Origin of the sequence: Frankia sp. Cppng1_Ct_nod (assembly GCF_920656135.1) — a bacterium.
Lineage (GTDB): Bacteria > Actinomycetota > Actinomycetes > Frankiales > Frankiaceae > Protofrankia > Protofrankia meridionalis.
On sequence record NZ_CAKKTK010000003.1, the window covers coordinates 1 to 21293 of the forward strand.

The following is a 21293-nucleotide window of genomic DNA, read 5'->3' on the forward strand; positions in this document are numbered from 1 at the left end:
GCCGCCATCGGCCACTAGGCGAGCCCTCCCGACCTGCGGCGTCAGCCCGGTTGGCCCTGATCGTCGATCTGGCCGTTCCGTGCCTGTTCCGCGTGGCTGTCGTCCCCGTCGCAGGGCAGCCGGTCGCCTCCGAGTATTGCAGGATCGGTCGCGGGTGTGCCGAGGGCCTGTTCGATCGAGGAGTTCGCCATGATCTCCTGCCCGTGGCCGTGCCCGTGGGCGGTCATGCACACCGGCGCGTCGCACCCTGCCCATCGACACAGTGCGCATACACCCGCAGCAGAACATCGAGACCGAGGCCGGATACAACGGCCGCTAATTCCTTACAGATGGTCGTGGATGAGGGTGGGCTGACCGCAACCCGCAAGCTGCTGTGCGCGGGAAGACCTACGACAATCCGTCACAGAGCAAGTACCTGATGGAGCCCTCGCTCAACGTCGGCCATCAACCAGGACGGGATCTCGCCGATCCGCCTATCAAGATCGCTACGATCGAGGGTCGCGATCTGGGTGACGTTGACTACCGAATCCTCCGACAGACTTGTCACCGTGGCCGGCAGGAACACGTTGCCCGGCATCGCCGCGAGTCGCAGGTTCGTCGTCACCGCGGCCACGACGATCGTCCTCAGCCGACTGCGGTTGTAGGAATCGGCCTGTATAACCACGACCGGCTGACGCAGTGCCGGCGCCGATCCACGCGGCTCACCGAGGTCAGCCCACCACAGATCCCCTCTTTTGATCACTGTAGATCAGAAAAATCCGGTCGCTCGCTGTCCTGCTGTGCGGCGAGCGTTCGCGCGGTCGCATGCCGGACGAACATCGAGGTGTCATTCGACGGGTCCGGGTCCAGCCGATCAAGCGCCTCATCGATCGCTTCCGTCAGGTTCTGGTCGTCAAGCTCGTCTGCCCACCGCTGAGCCGCTTTTGTAAAAAACTCACTGCGCGACATGCCAAGCCGCTCGGCGTGATACCTGACTCGCTCGAACGACGAGTCCGGGATCGAGATAGCTGTCTTCATGCAGCGAGTATAACCCGGTACTACCGCCGACGGCCGCCAGTTCGACGACGTACGCAAGGACGTCAGGGAAGTCGGGACCCGAACAGGATCGACGATGTTCCGGCTGCGAGTCCGAGCAGGAGGCTCAGCCCGACGAACCAGCTGGTGATCTCGCGGTGTTCGGCGCGGTAGCCGATCGAGCTTCCAAGATCGTGGTAGACGGAGGTCAGTTCGTCACCCGAGGTCGCTCCGTGGAAGGTCCCGCCGGTACCACTGGCGATCACACGCAGCGCATCCTTGTTCACCGGCACCGGGATCTGCTGGCCACCCACATCCAGGGTGCCCTCCGGGGTGCCGTAGGCGATCGTGTGGACCGGCACGCTCGCGTCCCGGGCAGCGAAGACGGCATCGGTGTTCGGACGGCCGCGGGTCGTCTCGCCGTCGGACATCAACACGATCGCCGCGGGGGGTGCGCTCTGACCGTTGTCGCCCAACTGGACGTTGATCGTATCGATCGCCTGGAGAGACGCGAAGATCCCTTCACCGATGGCGGTCGCCGGTCCCAGTTGAAGGGCGCGGATCGCGGCCCGCATCGCTTCCCGGTCGGTGCTGGGCGGGACCACGACCGCGGCAGTACCGGAGAACGACACCAGACCAAGATTGATCTTTGCAGGTAGCTGGTCCACGAACGCGACCGCGCTGTCCTCGGCCGCCGCCAGCCGGTTGGGCTTCACGTCGGTGGCGGCCATCGAGTTCGACACGTCGATCGCCATCATGACCGTGGCGCGTTCCTTCGGCACCTTGTGCGTACTTGCCGGTCGGGCCAGCGCGATCACCGTCGCCACCAGCGCGAACAGCATCAGCGCCGCCGGCACGTGCCGCCGCCACCACTGCGGACGGCGTGGCATCACGCTGGCCAGCAGGGCAGCGCTGGACAGCCGCGCGGCATAGACCCCCCGACGCCGGGCGAACACCATGTACAGCACAAGCAACGCGGCGACCGCAAGCAGCAGCCACAGCCAGTGGCCGGCAAGGAAACTCACCGAAGCATCTCCCCTTCCCGTCGGGACAATCGAAACCCTCAGGGCCAAAACCCTGACCGGGCCGAATGACCGATGCGTAACCCCGACGGCGGCTGGGGCGGGCGGACGGTCCGCCTGCCTTCAGTGTCGCAGCCGAAGCGGGTTCTCACGGCCCGATGCGCGACAGGCCCGATCCTGACGCCCGGGGCGGACGTCGAGACGACGGCACCGGCTGGGCGTTCCCGCTCGGTCGTGTCGGAACCGGCCCTCGCCGGTGGAACAGCCGTCTCGAATTGCCTGAGTCAGCCTTGCGCTTCAGTCCATCCGCATCGCTGTATCCGTAGGGCTCAGGCCACGGCCGACATCGCACTCCCGCCCACCACGCGGTTCAAGGAGCCGCGGGTCAAAGAGCTCAGGCCCCCGAGCCGAAGGCGGATCGGCCGGCACGTTCACGTTCCGACGCCTTCATCCGGGCTTCGTACACATGCCGCTGGCCACCCGCCAAGGTGTCCCGGACCATCCGCTCGGATTCGATGAACGTTCGGTAGTACCCGTCGTCGTACTCCTCCACGACCTGGAAGGTCCACCGACCGTCAAGGACGTTGCGTCCGAACAGGTCCTCGCGTACCCGGTCTGCGATCTCGCCGTAGCCGGCCTTCGCCAGTTCGTCCAGCGCCGACCCGAGCATGAGATCGGCGCGACCGGACATCTGGTGGAACGCGTACAGATGTCCTCGTGCCCGCTCCACCCACTCCAGCGCCTCGCTGATCTTGCCGACCGCGTGGACGGTGTCGGTGTCGAGCTCCGGGGCGGTCCGGTCCACCGTCCGGTCGGTGACCCGCCCGTCGGTACGGCCGGTTGCCTGCGGCGCCGACACCGCTGGCGGCACCGGTGTCGGGTTGTTCATCCTCACCCCTGCGCAATGCCCCACCCGAGCCGCTGCGACACCGCCGATTCCCATCCGGATCGCCCCGGTCACCGATGGCCCCGGTCACCGATGGCCCGGTCGCGGGGCGGATAGTAGCCTGGCGTATATGTCCGCTCTTGGTCAAACGGCCGAGTCGCCCATCCTCGCCCGCGGTATCCACAGATACCTCACGGCGCACAGTTCCCCACCGGACGACCTCCTCGTCGATCTCGCCGAGGAGACACGACGCAAGCTCGGCGACGTCTCCGTCATGCAGATCGGTGCCGAACTCGGAACCCTGCTGACCATCCTCGCCTCCAGCATCGGCGCACGCCGGGCGATCGAAGTCGGCACCTTCACCGGATACTCCTCGGTGTGTATAGCCCGCGGGTTGCCCGCGGACGGGCATCTACTCTGCTGCGACGTGAGCGAGGAGTGGACCTCGATCGCGCGTGGCTACTGGAAACGCGCCGGGCTGGACGACCGCATCGAACTACGGATCGGCCCGGCCGCGCGGACGATCGCCGCGCTACCCGTGGAGCCCGTCCACGACCTCGCCTTCATCGACGCGGACAAGACCTCCTACCAGACCTACTACGACCTGCTGGTACCCCGGATGCGCGCGGGCGGGCTGATTCTCGTCGACAACGCGCTGCAGCAGGGCAACGTCCTACAGGACGACAGCCGGAACGCGAACATCCAGGCCATCCAGGCGTTCAACAACGCTTTGGCCTCGGACGACCGGGTCCAGGTCGTCCTGCTCGCGGTGTCGGACGGACTGACGATCGCACGCAAACTCTGAACGCAAACTCTGAACGCGAACTCTGAACGCGAACTCTGAACGCGAACTCTGAACGCGAACTGTCCGTGCGGGACAGGCAGCCGACCGGTCGCGGGGCATCACGATCGACGCCCCGCGGCCCAACCGGGTCATCACTTCACCGCAGGAAGTCCCGGACCCGGGCGACCTCACGTTCGAGGAGCTCAAGAAAGTCATCGACCTCGTATTCGCTGTACCCGTCGGCGAGCCAGGTCGTGTCGAACGTGGCCGTGCTGATGTCCTCGGGTGTGAGACCCACGGCGGACGGGCCGGGCACCGGCCGCCGGCCGTCCTCGACGGATCGCACCACCGCGTGCAGCCGATCCAACTCGCAGGCCACCCCGGCGAGGAACTCGTCAACCTGGGCGGCGTTGTAACCGAGACGCAGCCGCGTCCCCGTGAAGGACTTCGCCGTCACCTCGGACCCTGTGACACCCGGATGGTAGGTACCGCAACCACCGGTCTCCACCACACCTGAGATGGCCGCATCCGACAGTGCCGCATCCGACAGTGCCCCATCCGGAACCGCCGTACCCGATATGACGGATACGAACCGTTGAAGGTTGGTGAACTCCCGCTCGACGACGCCGAGGAAATCGTCGACCTCCCGTTCGCAGTACCCACTGAGGAACCTCGTCGGGTTGAAGGTCGTCGACCTGATCTCCCCGGGAGTCACCCTCAGAACGAGTTCACCCGCATCCGGCTTCCGCCCGCTCTCCACAGCGCGGATGAGCACGTGCAGCCTGTGCAGCTCGGCGGCGGCCCGGTCGAGGAAGGCATCAACACCGATCATGGTGTAACCGGTGCGCAGGCGCGTTGCGCTGAACTCCTTCATGCTCAGGTCGCGGGACGTCACGATCGGACGGTAACGAATGCGATGGTTGGCACCCTGCTCCCCGCCAGGCGGTGGTATCGGCGGCTTCGACGGGGTCACGCGCCTCGGTGATGAGAACTGACCCGCGTTGGACTGCCCTGCCTCGCTCCGCCCCGGCCCGGGTTGGCGGGGCACGGCCCCCGGCGGCACCCGCGAACCGCCGGGCGCGGGCCTGGACGCGCGGCCGGGGGCGTCCAGCAGCTTGTGGAGGCGTCCGACGAGATCCGCGGTCCAGTACTCGACCGGCGCCACCGCGAAGGGCTCGCCGTACAGGTCCGGCCAGTCATCAGGCACCCGCTGGGCGACCTCCCGCGCCAGCGGGTCGTTTGCGCCGCGGTATGCCAGGTCAAGATCATCTGCCCAGCGAATCGGCAGGACGAGGTTTCCACGGGCCAGATGCCGCTCCCGGTCGAGGAAGCATTCCAGCTCGTGCCGGCACTGGGCGCTCCGGAAGAAGGCCGGGGTCATGACCGCGATGAGGATGGCCGTGGTGTCCGAGGGATTCACGATCCGGTCGTTCCACAGTCGACCCCAGCCGATCTCCCTGCGATCGCGGAAGACCCGGAAGTCATGGTGGCCCGTATGCGACCGGATTTCGCTTTCGATCGCCGCTCCCAGCGCATTGATCGACCCACCGTGACGCGCGTGGTCCTCGTCCGCATAGCTGATAAAGGCAATCGGCGCCACGCCATCCCGGCCGACCGGGACCCTCTGCGCAGCCACCCGCGGAAACACGCTCATAAGGGACCTTTTCACCGTTCCTGATCATATGGCAGGTAGCAGGAAAGGGCGATGTGACCTGAAGAATGACATCGCCAGCCACACAAAAACATATATATTTTTTGTCGGATTCGGCCAAAAGCGGCCCGATTACGGGGACGGACACGTCGGATCGTGAAACGATCTGATGGGCACGTCTTCGGCGCCGCCGGAGGCCAGATTATGAACCCGAAAAGCAGGATGGAGCATTCATGGCGACCGGGGGAACGCGAGACGTCGGCGGCCTGCTCCTCGCCGCCGGTGCCGGCCGCCGCTTCGGCGGTCCGAAGGCCCTGGCCATGCTGGACGGCGAGCCACTGGTCGAACGGACCGTACGGTTGCTCGTCGAAGGCGGCTGTGCGCCGGTGTTCGTGGTCCTCGGAGCGCGGGCTGCGGACGTGATCCGCCGCGCGGACCTGTCCGGGGCTCGGGTCGTCCTCGCGGCGGACTGGGCCGAGGGCATGGGCGCGTCGCTTCGCCGCGGGCTCGCGGCGCTTGCCGGCACTGACCTCGACGCGGCGGTGGTCGGGCTCGCGGACCAGCCGCTGATCGGAGCGGAGGCGGTACGCCGGCTTCGCACGGCCCACGCCCGCGGTGCGGTCGCGGCGGTAGCCGGCTACCGCGGGCAGCCACGAAACCCGGTCCTGCTGGGACGCGCGATCTGGGCGGAGGTAGCTGCGCACGCCCACGGTGACGTCGGCGCCCGCGTCTGGCTGCGGAACAACGCGGATCGGGTCGTCACGGTGCCATGCGACGGCACCGGCTCCCCCGACGACATCGACACCCCCGACGACCTGGCGCGGATGTCAGAGACAACCGTGTGTCGGACACTCCCTCCGTCAGGTATCGCCTGAGACGACCGCGGACGACGACGCGGACGACGACACTGGCCGGTCCGGCCGCCGGTGGAGCTGGAACAGCCGGTGGCGGATGCGCCATCCGTCCGGTGTGCGGACAACCGCGTCGGTGTACTGCCCGGAGCCGGTGCGCCGGTCGAGCAGAATGCCGATCACGCGGCTGTGCAGCACCGGTTCGCCATCGTCCTCGGTGACGTAGATGTTGGTGATGTGGTGGGCGAGAGGATGATCCGAACCGTCCATGAACCGCCGGATGGCATCGAGCCCCTCAAGGCGCGGGCCACCGACGTCGCAGAGATCGAACACCGCGTCCACCGCGAAGACGTGCGCGAGCCCCGGCCAGTCCCGGGCGTCGATGAGATCTCCGTAGCGCCCCGCGATCTCGTGCAGCGCCACCCTGTCCGCGGTCTCGATGCCTACCACGCCGCCCCGTCCCACCCGTCGATCACGACAATCCGGGCCGTTCAGCCGGGATACCGCCCGCAGGGTACTGGACTCCGATCGCGTCCCGCACCTGTCTCACGTCCCGTACCCGTCCGATGGTCAGCCGTCCGGCGGTCAGCCGACCACGATTCCTGGCGGGTCCAGCCCGGCCAGCAGCTCGCCGCCCTGCTCACGAGCGATCATGCGAGCCGAGCCCAGCAGCGAGTCGAGGAGGTATCCCCGACGTACCAGGCGGTGCAGAGGAAACTCCTCGGACAGCCCCATGCCTCCACAGACCTGCATCGCGTGGCGGACGACGTCGGCGTGTGCCCATCCGGCAACAGCCTTCGCCGTCGCGGCGGCCCACGGTGTGCCGTCGACCCAGGCGGACGCGGTCAGTGCCGTGGCGCCCACGACCGCGGCATGGCCTTCGGCAAGCCGGTGTCGCACGGACTGGTAGGAGCCGATCGCCCGACCGAACTGCTTGCGGGAGCGGACATGGTCACCGGCCACGATGAGCGCACGCCTACTCACACCGAGGATCTCCGAGGCGAGCGCGCGGCGGGCTGCGGCGACCGCGTCCTCCCATCCGGGCGGGCTTTCCCCGACCCCGACCCCGACCCCGACCCCGCCGTCGCCATGGATCGCGGCATCGATCAGGGTGTCGGCATCGATCGCAGCGTCGACGAGCAGCCACCCGGCGTCCGGGTCGAGCCCGCCAAGCGGCCGGGTGGAAAGCCCACCGGTGCGCACGACCGCCACGGCATCACCCAAGGGCACCACGGCGGTCTCGTCCGTCAACGCCGACAGCACGATGCCACGCAGGCGTATCCGTCCGCCGTCTCGTAGGGCGGCGGGGCCGGTGCCGTCGGCCGGGTGCGGCCAGATCACCCGGCTGGTGACCGACCCCAGGCCCAGCGTGCCGACTGCGACACCGTCGAGCGCGGCGGTGGTGGTGAGCGTGTCGCCCTGCTCCTCGAACAGCGCGGTGGTGGCGGCCGGCTCGTCCTCGGCAAGCACCTCCGCCCAGCCCAGGTCGGCGAGCGCCGCCGCGATGTCAGCCGGCGGGGTGGTCAGCAGCTGCCGTAGCGAACCACGCAGCAGGCCGAGTGTCTCCTCGTCCATCATCAGCCCTTCCGCTCGCGGCCGTCTTCGGCCGGCAGGTGCAGCACCCGGTCGGCGAGGATCGTGCGTTGCACCTCGCCGGAGCCGCCGTAGACGCTGGCCGCCCGGGTGTACCACCAGTCCGAGCGCCAACCCTCCGCCGCCGGGTCGGTCTCGAACGCTGGGAACAGCAGCTGGCGTGCCGTGTCCAAGGTGGTCTGCTCGGCCGTCGCGAGCAGCACCTTGTCGGCCGAGGCCTCCGGTCCGACCATCTCGCCCGCGGCAAGTCGGCGCACGGTCGCGGCGGAGCGCGCACGCAGGGCGCAGACCGTCTGGTACGCCCGTCCCAGTGCCTCCGCCGACGCGGTGTCCGTCGCCTTGACCTGGGCGGCAAGCTCACGGATGCGCCCGCGCAACCAGACGTGCCGCATCCAGGCGTACATGCCGCGTTCGAACTGCAGCAGGAACATCGCGACGCCCCAGCCGGCGTTCTCCGCCCCGATCAGCCGATCGGCGGGTACGCGCACGTCGTCGAAGAAGCACTCCGCCATCTCGTCCAGGCCGCTGGCATAGGTCAGCGGCCGTATCGTCACGCCCGGGATGTCGGTGTCGATGAGCAGTGCGCTGATACCCCGGTGCCGGCTGTCCGGCGTGCCTGTACGCACCAACGTGAACAGGCGGTCCGCCAGATATCCGTTGCTGGTCCAGATCTTCTGCCCGCTGACCACGTAGTCGTCGCCGTCACGGACGGCGCGGGTGCGCAGCGAGGCCAGGTCGCTACCCGCCTCCGGCTCGGAGAAACCCTGAGCCCATATTTCACGGCCGGAGACGAAGTCCGCCAACAGCTTTCTGGCGATCTCGGGGGCGAAGCGGATCGTGGCGTCGCCGAGGACCTCCGCGACGTAGTCGGTCTCAGGCAGCAGCAGACCCTGCCCGCCGAGCTCGTCGTACAACACGGCGCGGTGCAGCGGCCCGCCTCCGAGGCCACCGGCATCCCGCGGCCAACCCCAACGTTTCCAGTCGGCGTCCCACAGTTCACGGGCCAGCTGCCGACCCAGGGTGACGAGTTCGGCGTGGGTCGCCGCATGTGTGCTGCGATAGGGCGCCAGCGCGGACTGTCGTTCGATCAGCCAACTACGTAAACCGGCACGGTAGTCCTCGGTCGACAGGTCCTCGGCGGTCAGCATGGCGCTCATCCCTCGGATGTCCCAGGCGTCAGGGGCATGTCAGACCACCTCGCCGATATGGATCGAAACTGTCAGCTATGGGCGGAAGAGTAGCCCGGTTGACCGGCTCGGGGCAGTATCTCCCTATTGATCAACAACCGAGCGTGCCCATCCGTTCGGCCATCGGGAACGAATACCCGAATGCGGGGACCGGCAGCCGGGCCGGTCCCCGCGTCATCCCGAGGGGAACTCATGAGCACGAGGACACCGACCAGAACAAAAGCAGCCGCCCTGACCATGGGCATGCTGGCCGTGGCAGGGACGGTGGCCGGCTGCGGGAAGAGCGGGGCCGCCGTCAAACCACTACCCGCTGTGGAGACGTTCCAGCCCGGCACCTGCCGGGACCTGGCCTCCGGGCTCGTCGACACGCTAAGGATCACCCGCAGGGGCGATCACGGACCGGGCGGGGTCAGATCCGTCGCCACCGACCTGATTCCCCCGCAGGACCGGCTCTACGAGCAGATCTCCCACGCCGGCGAATACGCCCCCGACGTCGAACGGGTCACCACCGCGATCGGCTTCCTGCGCCTGCGGGTGGACAGCGGCAGTTACGACCAGAGGTTGCTGACCGAAGTCACGACGGCCACCGAAGCGCTGGTCAGACGCTGCACCCCCACCGGCTGACACCGGTGGGGAGGTTCGACTTCGATCGGGTCCGGTGGATCAGCCCGTTCCGGTAGATCAGCCCGTTCCAGTGGATCAGTCCGTTCCGGCTGGCGGTTCACATCCGGCTCACACAACCGGGGCGCAGGCTTCCTACAGGCCGGACCACCCCGAGGCAGGCCACCGCAGAGAGGCAGGAACCCCCGATGACGCTCACCTCCGTCCCACCCTCGTCCTCCGACTCCGCCCCGATGGGTGTGGGCGCCGTCCCCGGACCGTCCGGCGGCCTGCTTGCCGCGTCCCGACTGCTGCGCGCAGACCCGCTCGCGGGCCTCACCCGGCTGCGCCGAACCTATGGACCCATCGTGCGGATCTCGTCCCGCCCGGTCTCGGCGTTCCTCGTCGCGGACCCCGCGGCCATCGGCGATGCCCTCGTCGGGTCCAACCGGACGTACGCGAAGGGCGCCGTCCGGCACTGGCCCGGATCACGCCGGACGGTTGTCCAACCCCTCTCTCTGCTGCTCGGGCAGGGACTGCTGACCAGCGCGGGCGAGACACACCGGCGGCAACGCAGGCTCATGCAACCGCTGTTCCACCGTCAGCGCATCGCCGGGTACGGCGAGACGTTCGTCGACATCGCGCAGGAGACCGTGGACGGATGGCGGGACGGCCAACGCCTCGACATCCATGCCGAGATGACCGAGATGACGCTGGCGATCGTCGCTCGCACCCTGTTCGACGTCGACCTCGACAGCAACGTCGTCGACGTGGTCCGGACCGCCATCGCCGAGAACATGGTGGCTGCCCGGCGGGTCCAGCTACCTGGCTTCGAGACCCTGGAAAGACTTCCGCTGCCCGCGGCCCGGCGCCGGCGCGCCGCCCGCGACGCGCTCGACCGGGTCATCCACGATCTGATCGCACACCGCCGCACGGCCGGGGCGGACGGCACGGACCTGCTGTCGCTGCTGCTGTCCGCACGTGACGCCGACACCGGCGCGGGAATGGACGACATGCAGGTCCGCGACGAGGCGCTGACGATCCTGCTCGCCGGGCACGAGACCACCGCTAACGCGCTGAGCTGGACCTTCCACCTCCTCGGCCGTCATCCCGAGGTGGCGGCCCAGCTGCACGCCGAACTCGACACCGTCCTCGCGGACCGGCGTCCGAGCGTTGACGACCTGGCACGTCTGCCTTACACCGACGCGGTGTTCACCGAGTCGATGCGGCTCTACCCACCGGTGTGGATGATGGGCCGCCATCTCGTCGAGGACCGGGTGGTCGGCGGCTATCAGCTGCCCGCCGGCTCAACCCTGCTGCTCAGCCAGTGGGTCGTTCACCACGACGAGATGTGGTGGCCGGAGCCGGAGCGTTTCAACCCGGACCGCTGGATAGGCGACCACCGCAACCCGCAACGGCCCCGGTACGCCTACTTCCCGTTCGGCGGCGGGCCGCGGCAGTGCATCGGCAACAGCTTTGCCCAGGCCGAAGGAGTACTCTGCCTTGCCACGATCGCCCGGCGTTGGACGTTCGAACCGACCGAGGACGTCGAGATCATCCCCGAACCACTGGTGACGCTGCGGCCCCGCAACGGCCTGCCGATGACCATACGTAGCCGTGCCTGACGCATTCCCACCTCGACGTTCGGCAACGGCACACTGACGTACGTGGGACACGACACATCCGGTCTCGTCCTGGTCGTCGAGGACGAGCGTCATATCGCCGATCTCATCCGGATGTACCTGGTCCGGGAGGGGTTCGGGATGCATCTGTGCGCCGACGGCACGGACGGTCTGGCCGCAGCCCGGTCCCTGGCACCGGTTGCGATCATTCTCGACATCCGGCTGCCCGGAATGGACGGACTCGACATCGTCCGGATGTTGCGGGCCGAGGGGAACTGGACGCCGGTGCTGTTCGTGACGGCTCGGGACGACGAGGTCGACCGGATCCTGGGCCTGGAGCTGGGCGCGGACGACTACATCACCAAGCCCTTCTCCCCGCGGGAGCTCGTTGCCCGGCTGCGAACCGTGCTGCGCCGCACGGCCGGAACACTGGATGCATCGGAAAAACTGCAGGTCGGAGCCGTGATAATGGACCTCGGCCGCCGCCGCGTCCTGGCCGACGGCCGCGATGTGGTCCTGACCGCGACGGAGTTCGACCTGCTGTCCACGTTGCTGCGTCGACCGGGCCTCGTCCACTCCCGTGAACGGCTGTTGTCGCAGGTGTGGGGTTATGCGGCGGCTGCGGGCACCCGTACCGTCGACGTCCACGTCGCCCAGGTCCGGGCGAAACTCGGTGATGCAAGCCCGATCCGGACGGTGCGTGGTGTCGGCTACACCGCCGACGCCTGACCGGCGGCCTCCGTCCCGCCGATCAGGGCTGGCGTTTCGGGCCGCCCTGCTGACCACGACCATCGCCGCCCTCACGGCCGTCCTCACCGGAGCGATCTTTCTGAAGTTACTCGGCGGAGCAGCCGACGAACAGGCACGTCGAGCGCTGGGACGACAGGCCGACCTCGTCGCTCAGCTCTATGAGCGGCAGGCGAGGACCGTCGAGTTCAGGCCTGGCGTGGTCCGGATGCTCGCGGCCCAGCAGATCACGGTGGTGCGCCTCGACGGCTCGGGGACGGTGACCTCCGCCTGGGGACCCCAGGGCGCCAGGCGGGCGGTGTTACCGGCGGAGATTCTGGCGGAGATTCTGGCGAGGTCGGCGGCCGGAGACCCGGTCGGCAAGGCCACCACGGTCACAGGACGTCGGGTGAACCTCGCCGCACGGCCGTTGCCGGCCGGGGGTGCGGTGGTGCTCGTCCAGCCTGCGTCCCAGGGCAGGGAGCTCACCGTGCCGGTGTCACGCCGACTCGCGGTCGCGCTCCTCGTCGGCCTCGCATCCGCGTCGGCGGCGGGCCTGCTGCTCGCTCGCCGGCTCGCATATCCACTGCGCGCGATGGCAACCGCCGCCCTCGCACTGGCAGCCGGCCACCGCGACGTCCGGGTAGCGGTGGCCGGGACGTCCGAGCTGGCCGAGGTGGGTGAGGCCCTCAACCGACTCGCCACCGCACTGGTGACCAGCGAGGAACGGCAGCGCGAGTTCCTGCTGTCGATCTCCCACGAGCTGCGCACACCGCTGACCGCCATCCGCGGCTTCGCCGAGGCCCTCGCCGATGGGGTCACCGCACCCGACGAGGTGCCGGCGAGCGGGCGGGTGATACTCGCCGAAGCGCTGCGGTTGGACCGGCTGGTCCGCGACCTTCTGGACCTGGCCCGCCTGGGCGCGGACGATTTCCACGTCGACCTGACCCCGGTCGACCTGACCGCCGTCGTGAGAGCCGCCGCGCAGGTGTGGGAGAAACGCTGCTCCGCCGAAGGCGTCCGGCTTCAGGCGGAGCTTCCGGTCGGGCCGGTCGTCGCCGTCACTGACGCGGCCCGGTGCCGCCAGATCCTCGACGGGCTGGCCGAGAACGCGCTGCGCGTCGTACCGAGTGGAGCCCCGATCGTGTTCGCGCTCCGGGAGGAAGGCGCGATCACCGCGCTCGAGGTCCGCGACGGAGGACCCGGCCTCACCCCCGGGGACTGTGCGGTCGCGTTCGAACGGTCCGCGCTCTACGAGCGTTACCGCGGCATCCGCCCCGTCTCCACCGGCCTCGGCCTCGCTCTGGTCGCCGGGCTCACGGCACGACTCGGCGGCCGTGCCGAGGCCGGTACCGCGCCTGAGGGCGGGGCGGCGTTCACCATCCGGCTGCCCACCGCCGGAGGCCCCAAAGATCAGGACCTGCAGCTCAGCAGGCCGGCACAAGCACCCGGACCGCCGAACGGGTCTGGCCGTCGACGCGGGCCACGACCCTGACCGTGTCCCCGACCTTCACCGCCGAAACATCCACCTTGTCCCTGCCGTGGTGTACAACCGCAGCCGCCATGGTCCGCGTCACGATCCACCCTGAGGAACCACCATGTGCCTTCGGCCAGAGCAACGTCAGAATCGGGTAAGGGCACCCGGCGGAAAGACATTCGATCAGTGATCGTCGGGCTTTTCCGGCCCATCGGACGTCCCGGGCTGGTCAGGCCGGCCGGCCATGCCGCTGAACACGCCGAGCCCTCCGAACGCCCTGGCCAGGTCACTCGGGATGATCCAGACCTTGTTCGCGTCGCCCGCCGCGATGCGCGGCAGGGTCTGCAGGTACTGGTAGGCGAGAAGCTTCTGATCGGGGTTGCCGTCATGAATCGCCCGGAACACCGTGGCGATGGCCTGGGACTCCCCCTCCGCGGAAAGAATCTTCGCTTCCTTCTCGCCCTCGGCCCGCAGGATCGCGGCCTGTTTCGCACCCTCGGCCCGCAGGATCTCACTCTGCTTGATACCCTCGGCCGACAGAATCGCTGCCCGACGGTCCCGCTCGGCGCGCATCTGCTTCTCCATCGAGTCCTGGATCGACGGCGGTGGATCAATAGCTTTGAGCTCCACCCGGTTCACCCGGATGCCCCACTTACCGGTCGCCTCGTCGAGCACACCACGCAACCGGGTATTGATCTCATCGCGGGAGGTCAGGGTCTGCTCAAGGTTCAGACTGCCGATCACATTGCGCAAAGTGGTGACGGTGAGCTGTTCGATCGCCCGGATGACATCAGCGATCTCATAGGTGGACGCACGTGGATCGGTGACCTGGAAATAGATCACCGTGTCGATGCCGACGACAAGATTGTCCTCGGTGATCACCGGTTGGGGTGGAAAAGTCACCACCTGCTCACGCATATCGACACGCTCGCGGATCCGGTCCACCGCGGGAATAACAAGGGCGACCCCCGGAGTGAGGGTCCGGTGGTAGCGACCCAGCCGCTCGACCACGACCGCACGGGCCTGCGGGACGACCCGCACCGATCGGGCGAGGAACACCACCAGCACCAGCACGACAACGGCAGCTGCGATCATCCCGGCCATCAGAACAGACCTGCCGTCATCCGTGAGGCCTCCATGTTCGTTCTCATCGCGGGGATGCCTCCCGCTCCGGTCCCGTGCTGGTCGCGTCCTCCTGGTCCCATGCAGTCACAGCTTCGGACTACAGCTCGGCGGGGTGGACCACGGCCGTCGCACCGTCGATGCGCAGCACTCGGACGCTCGTGCCCGGTTCGAGGGTCTGGCCCGCGAACGTCACACGAGCCGACCACACCTCACCACGAATCTTGACGCGGCCGTCACCACCGTCGACCGCTTCCACGACAATGCCGGTTGCGCCGATCAGTGCGTCCATGCCCGTAGCGATCTCGGGTGACTGATGCAGGTGGCGGCGTGCGACGGGCCGCAGCCCGAGCAGGAGCGCGGCCGAGACCACGGTGAACGCCACGAGCTGGGCGATAATGCCACCCCCGACCCCGGCGACGATCGATGCGGCAAGAGCCGCGAGCGCCGCCATCCCGAGAATGAGTGCCAGCGTCAGCATTTCGCCCACGCCGAGAGCCCCGGCGATCACCAACCACCACAGCCACTCCGGCATACCAGCATCGTAGGCACCTCGGGATCCAGTGTGAATATGGAAACCTCCCATCAGGCACACCCGACCGGTGGACACACGGCGGATGGCACACCAGAACGAACAGATGGCCTACTCCGTCCACGAAACACAGGATGGCATGCCGTGTCGGATATGTCAGGCGTTCATCGGAATCCCACCCACGTCGGATGGAAGACTCCGTATACAGGCCCACACAGCCATTAATATCATTACCGGGACGGATGGTGAGTGTCACCGGCGGACGGGTGTGACGCATGATCGGGGGCGGAGCTGGTGGCAGTGTGGGCAGTGTTCTCGGAGGTGGCGACGGTTTTGTCGCGAGACAGTCCGAGTTGAGCTTCCTTTCCGCACGGTTGGAGGAGGCCCGAAGCGGACGACTCACCGCTGTTATGATCACCGGCGAGCAGGGGGTCGGTAAGACCACCCTCGTACGGCGGTTTCTTGCCCGACTCGGTAGCGACACCCGAGCCCTGGTCTCAGGCGGGGACGAAGCCGAGTCGTCCCTGGCCTTCGCGGCCGTCACCCAGCTGCTCAGCGGCGTTGACGAGCCGCTGATCGAACCGTCCCTCGCCACATCCGAGGGCAGTGCCGAGGATCCGTTACGTGTCGGAGCCGTCCTGGTGGCGCTGGCCGGTCAGCTGCTCACCGAATGCGCGACCGTCGTGATCGTCCTCGACGACGTTCACTGGGCGGACGCCGCCTCCCAGCAGGCCCTGGCCTTCGCCCTGCGCCGGCTGCGCACCGACTCCGTGCTGTGCGTGATGGCGATGCCGACCGTACCGGCGGTGCCTCTCACCGATGGCCTACGGCGTTTCCTCGCCGAACGCGGCGAGCCGTTGCGGCTGGGTGGCCTCAGTCCCACCGAGCTGCGGGAGCTGTCCGGCCTGCTTTCCGATGATCCGATGTCGTCCCACGCAGCCACCCGGATCTTCGAGCTGACCGGAGGCAATCCGCTGCATGCCCGCGCGTTGTTGGAGGAGCTTCCTTCCGGAGCGCTTGACAACGACACCGCACCGCTGCCCGCTCCACGTTCGTTCGCGCTGGTGGTGCTGGGCCGCCTCGCGCAGTGCCCACCTGAGGGACGTGCGCTGACGACGGCCGCCGCGGTACTCGGCAGATCCTGCCGGCTGACGGACGCGGCTGTGATCGCTGGCGTCGAAGCTCCACTCGCCGCCCTGGAACAGGCGGTCACCTCATCACTGCTGATCGAGGAAATCACCCCGATGGAGCATCGGATCGCGTTTGCGCATCCGCTCGTACGCTCGGCGATCTACCACGACCTCGGCCCGGCGCAACGGTCGGCCCTGCACCTGCGGGCCGCTGAACTAGCCCATGACGACCAGGTCGGGCTACGGCACCGTATTGCGGCGACCATGGTCCCCGATTCGGAACTCGCCGCCGAGGTCACGAGGGCCGCGGAGTCCCTGGCCGTCGAAGGCCGGTGGGCGGCTGCCGGAAACCTGATGGTGGACGCGGCACGGTTGAGCCCGGACCGTGCCGCCCGGGAACGGATGTTCGTCGACGCCACCGACTTCCTGCTGTACGCGGGCGAGCTGGCCCGAGCCGCACGCCAGATCGACCAGGCCGGCCATATAGAGGACCCGGCGCGGCGCAACTACATCGCGGGACGGCTCACACTCGTCCAGGGCGACTTCAAGGACGCCACCGCGTTTCTGCGCGACGCGTGGGACGCCGTCAACCCCGTGGCCGATCCGACCTTCGCTCGAACGGTGGCGGAGCTCACCGCCCTGACGCTGTCGTTCCAGGGCCTCAATCACGAGGCCGCGATGTGGGGCTTTCGCGCCATGGATGTTCCGGACACGCCCGCCGTCCGCCCGTGGCAGCTCATCGACATCCTGATCAGCGCACTGCTCGGATCAGGACAGTTCGCCAGAGCACGAGACCTCGCCGCGACCGTCCGGGAGCCCTACCCGAGTCAACGCGACGGACTGTTCGGCAGGGCATACGTCCTGCTGATGTCCGACAGCCTTCAGGAGGCCCGGGAGGCGTTCACGGTCGCCGCGACCGCCTACCGCCAGCACGGATCGGTGGGCTATGCGCTCGGGGCTCTCGCCTTCCTCTCCGATGTCGAGTACCGGCTCGGAGCATGGGACGACGCCGTCCTGCACGCGGAGCTCGCCACCTCGATCGCGATCGACGCGGAACAGCACTGGATGGTGCCGCTGTGTCATTCGGTTGCCGCCGCACCACTGGCCGGCCGTAACCTCGCGGCCGCTACCGAACTCCTGAAAACCGTGGACGATCCGGCGTGGCCGAAGAACGACAGCGCGCAGGGACTCGCCGGGATCGCACGGGCCAGGCTGGCACACGCCGCCGGCAACGCCGAGGGCGTGGAAGCCTCACTGTCGATCTTCACCACCATGACCACGATGGCCTCGGCCGAACCGGCCTGGGCGCAGTGGCGGCCGATGTATGCCGAGGCACTCGCGGCCCTCGGTCGCCCGGACGAGGCCGACGAATGCCTTCGCCCCCTCGAGGAGAGCGCGGCCTTCCACAACCACCGTTCGTCGCTGGTGGCCTGTGCCTGGGCCCGCGCGGCAGTGGAGATCGCACGGCGGCGACCAGCGGCGGCCGAGGAGGCATACCGCGAGGGCCTGGTGTCGGCGGAGGATCAGCCGATCCCGTTCGAACGGGCCCTGCTCGAGTTCGGCTACGGGCAGTTCCTGCGCCGTGCCGGTCGACGCGGCGAAGCCGCGACCGTCCTGGAGTCCGCGCAGCTGCGCCTCGAAGCACTCGGGGCCAAGCCGTACCTGATCCGCTGCGACCGGGAACTCGCCGCCTGCGGGCGCGCCCCGGCCCGGCGCCGAGAACCACAGCCGGTCGAGTCCCTCACCCCGCAGGAGCAGACGGTGACCAGTCTCGTCTGCTCCGGAATGTCCAACCGGGAGATCGCCGCCGAGCTCGTACTCAGCGTCAAGACCATCGAGTACCACCTCGGCAACATCTACGCGAAGCTCGGCGTGCGGTCTCGTACCCAACTCGCAGCTGTCCTGCGTTCGACGTGACGAACACCGGTTCACCACCGCCGGTCCGCCGGACACCCGATCTCGGGTTCACCGGGTATGAGGCCCACCAGGATGAGGAAGGAGAGCGAAACCCAGGGAAATCCCCGGGGCCGGCCTCGCGCGACAGAGCTACCGTCAGCAGAGCGGGGAACCGGATGCGAAACAGAAGGTGGTGGCATGCCGCGATGTCGGGCGCGGAGGGTGCGGACGCGACACCCGCTACCGTGCGGCTCGTTGTGGAACTGACACCGGCCGACGGAAACCGCGTCGATGGCCGGGTCCGCTTCGACGACAACCGCACCGCGGAGTTCCACGGCTGGATGGACCTGCTCGGCCTCCTGGAAAACGCGGTCACCGCGCACCGACCACCCGCTCCGTATACCTGATCTCGCGGGAACCGTGACCATCGTGGATGGACATTCCTTCCCGAGGTCCGGGCACCGCAACCGAAACAACGCCCATATCGGTACAGAACTTACCCCGAGTCATCGGGACTCAGGGAAATTCCTGAGGCGATGTGCATTCCACCCGTACCATACTTGCGACGGTCACCGACGGGAAAGACATGGGGACGAGCCGGGACGACGTACCCGTAAATCCTCGACGAACGCCCGGTGCAACCTCTTGAAGAGAAAGTCCTGAAGGGATAGGACGTGCCTGTAACGCTGAGAGTTGTCAGCGGGGTTCATGATGTGACCGTGCCGACCGACCGACCCTTTGTGATCGGTCGCGGCCGGACGGCTGATCTCGTGCTGGCGGATTCTCGGGTTTCGCGTCAGCATCTGGTGATCGAACCCGCGGATCGCGGTTGGAGCGTGCGCGACGTGAGCTCCAACGGCACGTGGCTCGATGGTAAGCGGGTGCGGCAGGTGGCCGTGGAAAACGGGTTACGGCTGCGGCTCGGCACGCCTACCGGGCCCGAGGTCGCCGTTCTACCGCTTCCCGCGGTCCTGTCCGGACTTCGTGAGCAGGAGCCGGATCCGCACTCCCAGATGCAGACGCTGCGGCCAGACAGCCCGGGTTATATGCCCGGCCCGAAGCTTCCGCGCCCCGGTGGTGCCGGTCATGCCGATGGTGCCGACGACCCGCCCGGGTCGGAGAGTCTGGAACGTGAACATGAGCGTCAGAACGTCTACCGGCTGGTTCGTGGCACCTTGTCGATCGGGCGGTCCAGGGGCAACGACATCGTGGTGGGAGATCTACTCGCCTCCCGGCAACATGCCGAACTTCTGATCGGGGAGAGCGGTGTCGAGATCGTCGATCTGGGATCGGCGAACGGAACCTTCGTCAATGGCTCCCGGATCACCAGAACGCTTCTTACCCAGCGTGACGTAATAGCCGTCGGACATCATCTCTTCCAGGTCGAGGGCGACCAGCTGGTCGAGTATCTGGACTCCGGAGACGTCACCTTTGAAGCGGACGGGCTGAGCGTGTTCGCCGGTGGCGCGCAGATCCTGCACGAGGTGAGTTTCCGGCTGCCGGGACGGGCTCTGCTGGCTGTCATCGGCCCGAGCGGGTCCGGGAAGTCAACGTTGCTGAACGCATTGACCGGGTTCCGGCCGGCAGACCAGGGCACGGTCCGTTACGCCGGACGGGACATGTACCTCGAGTACGACGAACTGCGTCGCAGGATCGGTCATGTCCCTCAGGACGATCTGCTGCACACGACACTGACCGTCCACAAGGCCCTCGAGTACGGGGCGGAGCTGCGTTTCCCGCCGGACACCACGAAGGTCGAGCGGCGGGCCCGGGTGGACGAGGTCCTTGACGAGCTGGGCCTGGCGCATCGGGCCGGCCTCGTGGTGCAGAATCTGTCCGGTGGCCAGAGAAAACGCACCAGCGTTGCGCTGGAACTGTTGACCAGGCCCACACTCCTGTTCCTGGACGAGCCTACATCCGGCCTTGATCCGGGCCTGGACAAAAACGTCATGGGTTCCCTTCGTAAACTGGCCAACGACGGGCGAACGGTCGTCGTCGTAACCCACAGTGTCGCACAGCTCGATATCTGCGATTACATTCTGGTACTCGCCAGAGGCGGGAACATCGCCTACTTCGGCCCGCCACAGAATGCATTGTCATTTCTCGGGCAGACTTCCTGGCCCGACGTCTTCGAAATGCTGGAGATGACTCCCGGGGTCGAGCTGGCAGCCCGCTTCCGGGATTCTCGATACTACGTTCCGGCGTCGGTGACCGCTCCGCCGGCCCGGCCCGTGCCGACGGAGCTGCCGAGCGTTCGCCAGCAGTCGGTGCTGGCGCAGACGATGACCCTGAGCCGCCGATTCCTGAGCGTCATCGCGTCGGACCGCTCGTATCTCGGGCTCATCATTGCTTTTCCGTTCCTGCTGGGAATCATGCCACGGGTCGTGGGGCGCAACCTGGACGCGCTGCCCAACCGGCCGAACCAGGACGCACCGCTGATACTCCTCGTGCTGGTGCTGTGCGCATGCTTCATGGGCATGGCCAACTCGGTTCGAGAAATCGTCAAGGAGCGGGCGATCTACCGTCGGGAACGGGCCATCGGACTGTCGAGAACCGCCTACCTGGCGTCGAAGGTCCTCGTCCTCGCGCTGGTCACCGCCTTGCAGAGCATCGTGTTCACGACGATCGGCATCCTCGGCCATGAGCCGCGAAACGCGGTGGCATTCGGTTCCCCGCTGTTCGAAATGATTCTCGCCGTGACCGTGATCTCGCTGTCCTCGGCGATGATCGGTCTGGTGGTTTCATCGCTGGTGGACAACGCGGACAAGGCCATGCCACTGCTGGTGCTCATCACCATGTCACAGGTCATGTTCAGCGGGGGCCTGGTCGCGGTGGACGGCAAACCCGGGCTGAAGGAACTCAGTTCCATCGCGCCGGCCCGATGGGGTTTCGCAGCCGTCGCCTCGGCTACCGACCTCAACAACGTGCAGAAACTCGGCGACCGGCAGCTGAACCCGGACAGCAGGGCCGATCCCGTGTGGGCGCACACGGCGTCCGTTTACATCACGGACATCCTCGCGTGCGTCGCCCTCGGCATCCTCGGCGTACTTGTCACGGCGTTGCTACTGAAACGGATGGAACCCAAGATCGTAAACCGGAGGAGCCGGCCGAGCCACGAAGGCGTCCAATGACCTTCTAGAGTTGGCTTTCCGAGCCTGACCTTCCTGACCTTCCTGACCTCCTGGACCTTCCGGTGGTCA

Annotated in this window: 20 protein-coding genes; 9 read left to right on the forward strand and 11 right to left on the reverse strand. The window is 67.6% G+C overall.

What is annotated here, in order from left to right; translation table 11 throughout:
- Positions 1-41 precede the first annotated feature (41 nt).
- The 5 genes from NBW77_RS01545 to NBW77_RS01565 all read right to left on the reverse strand — a co-directional run bounded on the left by NBW77_RS01545 (position 42) and on the right by NBW77_RS01565 (position 2925).
- Positions 42-227: a hypothetical protein gene (locus NBW77_RS01545; RefSeq protein WP_131745082.1), complete on the reverse strand. Its 186-nt coding sequence runs from the start codon at positions 225-227 to the stop codon at positions 42-44.
- 173 nt (positions 228-400) lie between these two features.
- A complete protein-coding gene (locus tag NBW77_RS01550) occupies positions 401-742 on the reverse strand; it encodes a type II toxin-antitoxin system PemK/MazF family toxin (protein ID WP_131745081.1) in 342 nt (113 codons plus the stop codon).
- Complete coding sequence (locus tag NBW77_RS01555) at positions 739-1017, reverse strand: ribbon-helix-helix protein, CopG family (RefSeq protein WP_175324629.1); 279 nt, start codon at positions 1015-1017, stop codon at positions 739-741. The genes NBW77_RS01550 and NBW77_RS01555 overlap by 4 nt, the downstream gene beginning before the upstream one ends.
- 62 nt (positions 1018-1079) lie before the next feature.
- On the reverse strand, positions 1080-2039 hold the full coding sequence (locus NBW77_RS01560; protein ID WP_131745080.1) for a VWA domain-containing protein: 960 nt from the start codon (positions 2037-2039) through the stop codon (positions 1080-1082).
- A gap of 391 nt (positions 2040-2430) precedes the next feature.
- Positions 2431-2925, reverse strand: coding sequence for a hypothetical protein (locus NBW77_RS01565; protein WP_242605537.1), 495 nt, complete (start codon positions 2923-2925; stop codon positions 2431-2433).
- Between the two features lie 127 nt (positions 2926-3052).
- Between NBW77_RS01565 and NBW77_RS01570 the strand changes: the two genes are divergently transcribed.
- A complete protein-coding gene (locus tag NBW77_RS01570) occupies positions 3053-3727 on the forward strand; it encodes an O-methyltransferase (RefSeq protein WP_131745079.1) in 675 nt (224 codons plus the stop codon).
- 136 nt (positions 3728-3863) lie between these two features.
- Here NBW77_RS01570 and NBW77_RS01575 read toward each other — a convergent pair whose 3' ends face one another.
- Positions 3864-5360 carry a DivIVA domain-containing protein gene (locus NBW77_RS01575; protein ID WP_131745077.1) on the reverse strand — a complete coding sequence of 499 codons (1497 nt, stop codon included), beginning with the start codon at positions 5358-5360 and terminating at the stop codon, positions 3864-3866.
- Positions 5361-5590: 230 nt separating this feature from the next.
- On the opposite strand from NBW77_RS01575, the gene NBW77_RS01580 reads away from it, so the two are divergent.
- Entirely contained in the window at positions 5591-6232 is a 642-nt protein-coding gene (locus tag NBW77_RS01580; protein ID WP_131745076.1) for a nucleotidyltransferase family protein, read from the forward strand.
- Here the strand turns inward: NBW77_RS01580 and NBW77_RS01585 are convergent.
- The 3 genes from NBW77_RS01585 to NBW77_RS01595 form a co-directional block, all read right to left on the reverse strand.
- A complete protein-coding gene (locus NBW77_RS01585) occupies positions 6218-6658 on the reverse strand; it encodes a nuclear transport factor 2 family protein (RefSeq protein ID WP_165485797.1) in 441 nt (146 codons plus the stop codon). The two genes, NBW77_RS01580 and NBW77_RS01585, sit on opposite strands and share 15 nt — an antisense overlap.
- A gap of 135 nt (positions 6659-6793) precedes the next feature.
- Complete coding sequence (locus NBW77_RS01590; protein WP_131745074.1) at positions 6794-7786, reverse strand: acyl-CoA dehydrogenase family protein; 993 nt, start codon at positions 7784-7786, stop codon at positions 6794-6796.
- Complete coding sequence (locus NBW77_RS01595) at positions 7786-8958, reverse strand: acyl-CoA dehydrogenase family protein (protein WP_242605536.1); 1173 nt, start codon at positions 8956-8958, stop codon at positions 7786-7788. The genes NBW77_RS01590 and NBW77_RS01595 overlap by 1 nt, the downstream gene beginning before the upstream one ends.
- A gap of 222 nt (positions 8959-9180) precedes the next feature.
- Between NBW77_RS01595 and NBW77_RS01600 the strand changes: the two genes are divergently transcribed.
- The 4 genes from NBW77_RS01600 (at position 9181) to NBW77_RS01615 (ending at position 13431) form a co-directional block, all read left to right on the forward strand.
- Positions 9181-9612 carry a hypothetical protein gene (locus tag NBW77_RS01600; protein ID WP_131745073.1) on the forward strand — a complete coding sequence of 144 codons (432 nt, stop codon included), beginning with the start codon at positions 9181-9183 and terminating at the stop codon, positions 9610-9612.
- A 185-nt stretch (positions 9613-9797) separates the two neighbouring features.
- Positions 9798-11213, forward strand: coding sequence for a cytochrome P450 (locus tag NBW77_RS01605; protein WP_131745071.1), 1416 nt, complete (start codon positions 9798-9800; stop codon positions 11211-11213).
- A 42-nt stretch (positions 11214-11255) separates the two neighbouring features.
- Positions 11256-11939: a response regulator transcription factor gene (locus NBW77_RS01610; protein WP_242605535.1), complete on the forward strand. Its 684-nt coding sequence runs from the start codon at positions 11256-11258 to the stop codon at positions 11937-11939.
- Positions 11911-13431, forward strand: coding sequence for a sensor histidine kinase (locus NBW77_RS01615; RefSeq protein ID WP_250279186.1), 1521 nt, complete (start codon positions 11911-11913; stop codon positions 13429-13431). Before NBW77_RS01610 ends, NBW77_RS01615 begins: the two co-directional genes overlap by 29 nt.
- Positions 13432-13596: 165 nt before the next feature.
- Here NBW77_RS01615 and NBW77_RS01620 read toward each other — a convergent pair whose 3' ends face one another.
- Both NBW77_RS01620 and NBW77_RS01625 read right to left on the reverse strand, forming a co-directional pair.
- Complete coding sequence (locus NBW77_RS01620) at positions 13597-14517, reverse strand: SPFH domain-containing protein (protein ID WP_131745070.1); 921 nt, start codon at positions 14515-14517, stop codon at positions 13597-13599.
- Positions 14518-14635: 118 nt separating this feature from the next.
- The gene (locus tag NBW77_RS01625) at positions 14636-15070 is read right to left on the reverse strand and encodes an NfeD family protein (protein WP_131745069.1); all 435 of its coding nucleotides are present in this window, start codon (positions 15068-15070) and stop codon (positions 14636-14638) included.
- Between the two features lie 272 nt (positions 15071-15342).
- Between NBW77_RS01625 and NBW77_RS01630 the strand changes: the two genes are divergently transcribed.
- The 3 genes from NBW77_RS01630 (at position 15343) to NBW77_RS01640 (ending at position 21224) form a co-directional block, all read left to right on the forward strand.
- Positions 15343-18114 carry a helix-turn-helix transcriptional regulator gene (locus NBW77_RS01630; protein ID WP_131745068.1) on the forward strand — a complete coding sequence of 924 codons (2772 nt, stop codon included), beginning with the start codon at positions 15343-15345 and terminating at the stop codon, positions 18112-18114.
- 185 nt (positions 18115-18299) lie between these two features.
- Positions 18300-18500 carry a hypothetical protein gene (locus NBW77_RS01635; RefSeq protein WP_131745066.1) on the forward strand — a complete coding sequence of 67 codons (201 nt, stop codon included), beginning with the start codon at positions 18300-18302 and terminating at the stop codon, positions 18498-18500.
- 312 nt (positions 18501-18812) lie between these two features.
- On the forward strand, positions 18813-21224 hold the full coding sequence (locus tag NBW77_RS01640) for an FHA domain-containing protein (protein WP_502799417.1): 2412 nt from the start codon (positions 18813-18815) through the stop codon (positions 21222-21224).
- Positions 21225-21293 lie beyond the last annotated feature (69 nt).

What these genes read in the sequence shown, in the direction of transcription:
- NBW77_RS01545 (WP_131745082.1), bottom strand. Translation starts at nt 227, where the DNA reads ATGACCGCCCACGGGCACGGCCACGGGCAGGAGATCATGGCGAACTCC.
- NBW77_RS01555 (WP_175324629.1), bottom strand. Translation starts at nt 1,017, where the DNA reads ATGAAGACAGCTATCTCGATCCCGGACTCGTCGTTCGAGCGAGTCAGG.
- NBW77_RS01565 (WP_242605537.1), bottom strand. Translation starts at nt 2,925, where the DNA reads ATGAACAACCCGACACCGGTGCCGCCAGCGGTGTCGGCGCCGCAGGCA.
- NBW77_RS01570 (WP_131745079.1), top strand. Translation starts at nt 3,053, where the DNA reads ATGTCCGCTCTTGGTCAAACGGCCGAGTCGCCCATCCTCGCCCGCGGT.
- NBW77_RS01575 (WP_131745077.1), bottom strand. Translation starts at nt 5,360, where the DNA reads ATGAGCGTGTTTCCGCGGGTGGCTGCGCAGAGGGTCCCGGTCGGCCGG.
- NBW77_RS01580 (WP_131745076.1), top strand. Translation starts at nt 5,591, where the DNA reads ATGGCGACCGGGGGAACGCGAGACGTCGGCGGCCTGCTCCTCGCCGCC.
- NBW77_RS01590 (WP_131745074.1), bottom strand. Translation starts at nt 7,786, where the DNA reads ATGATGGACGAGGAGACACTCGGCCTGCTGCGTGGTTCGCTACGGCAG.
- NBW77_RS01595 (WP_242605536.1), bottom strand. Translation starts at nt 8,958, where the DNA reads ATGAGCGCCATGCTGACCGCCGAGGACCTGTCGACCGAGGACTACCGT.
- NBW77_RS01600 (WP_131745073.1), top strand. Translation starts at nt 9,181, where the DNA reads ATGAGCACGAGGACACCGACCAGAACAAAAGCAGCCGCCCTGACCATG.
- NBW77_RS01605 (WP_131745071.1), top strand. Translation starts at nt 9,798, where the DNA reads ATGACGCTCACCTCCGTCCCACCCTCGTCCTCCGACTCCGCCCCGATG.
- NBW77_RS01620 (WP_131745070.1), bottom strand. Translation starts at nt 14,517, where the DNA reads ATGGCCGGGATGATCGCAGCTGCCGTTGTCGTGCTGGTGCTGGTGGTG.
- NBW77_RS01625 (WP_131745069.1), bottom strand. Translation starts at nt 15,070, where the DNA reads ATGCCGGAGTGGCTGTGGTGGTTGGTGATCGCCGGGGCTCTCGGCGTG.
- NBW77_RS01630 (WP_131745068.1), top strand. Translation starts at nt 15,343, where the DNA reads ATGATCGGGGGCGGAGCTGGTGGCAGTGTGGGCAGTGTTCTCGGAGGT.
- NBW77_RS01635 (WP_131745066.1), top strand. Translation starts at nt 18,300, where the DNA reads ATGTCGGGCGCGGAGGGTGCGGACGCGACACCCGCTACCGTGCGGCTC.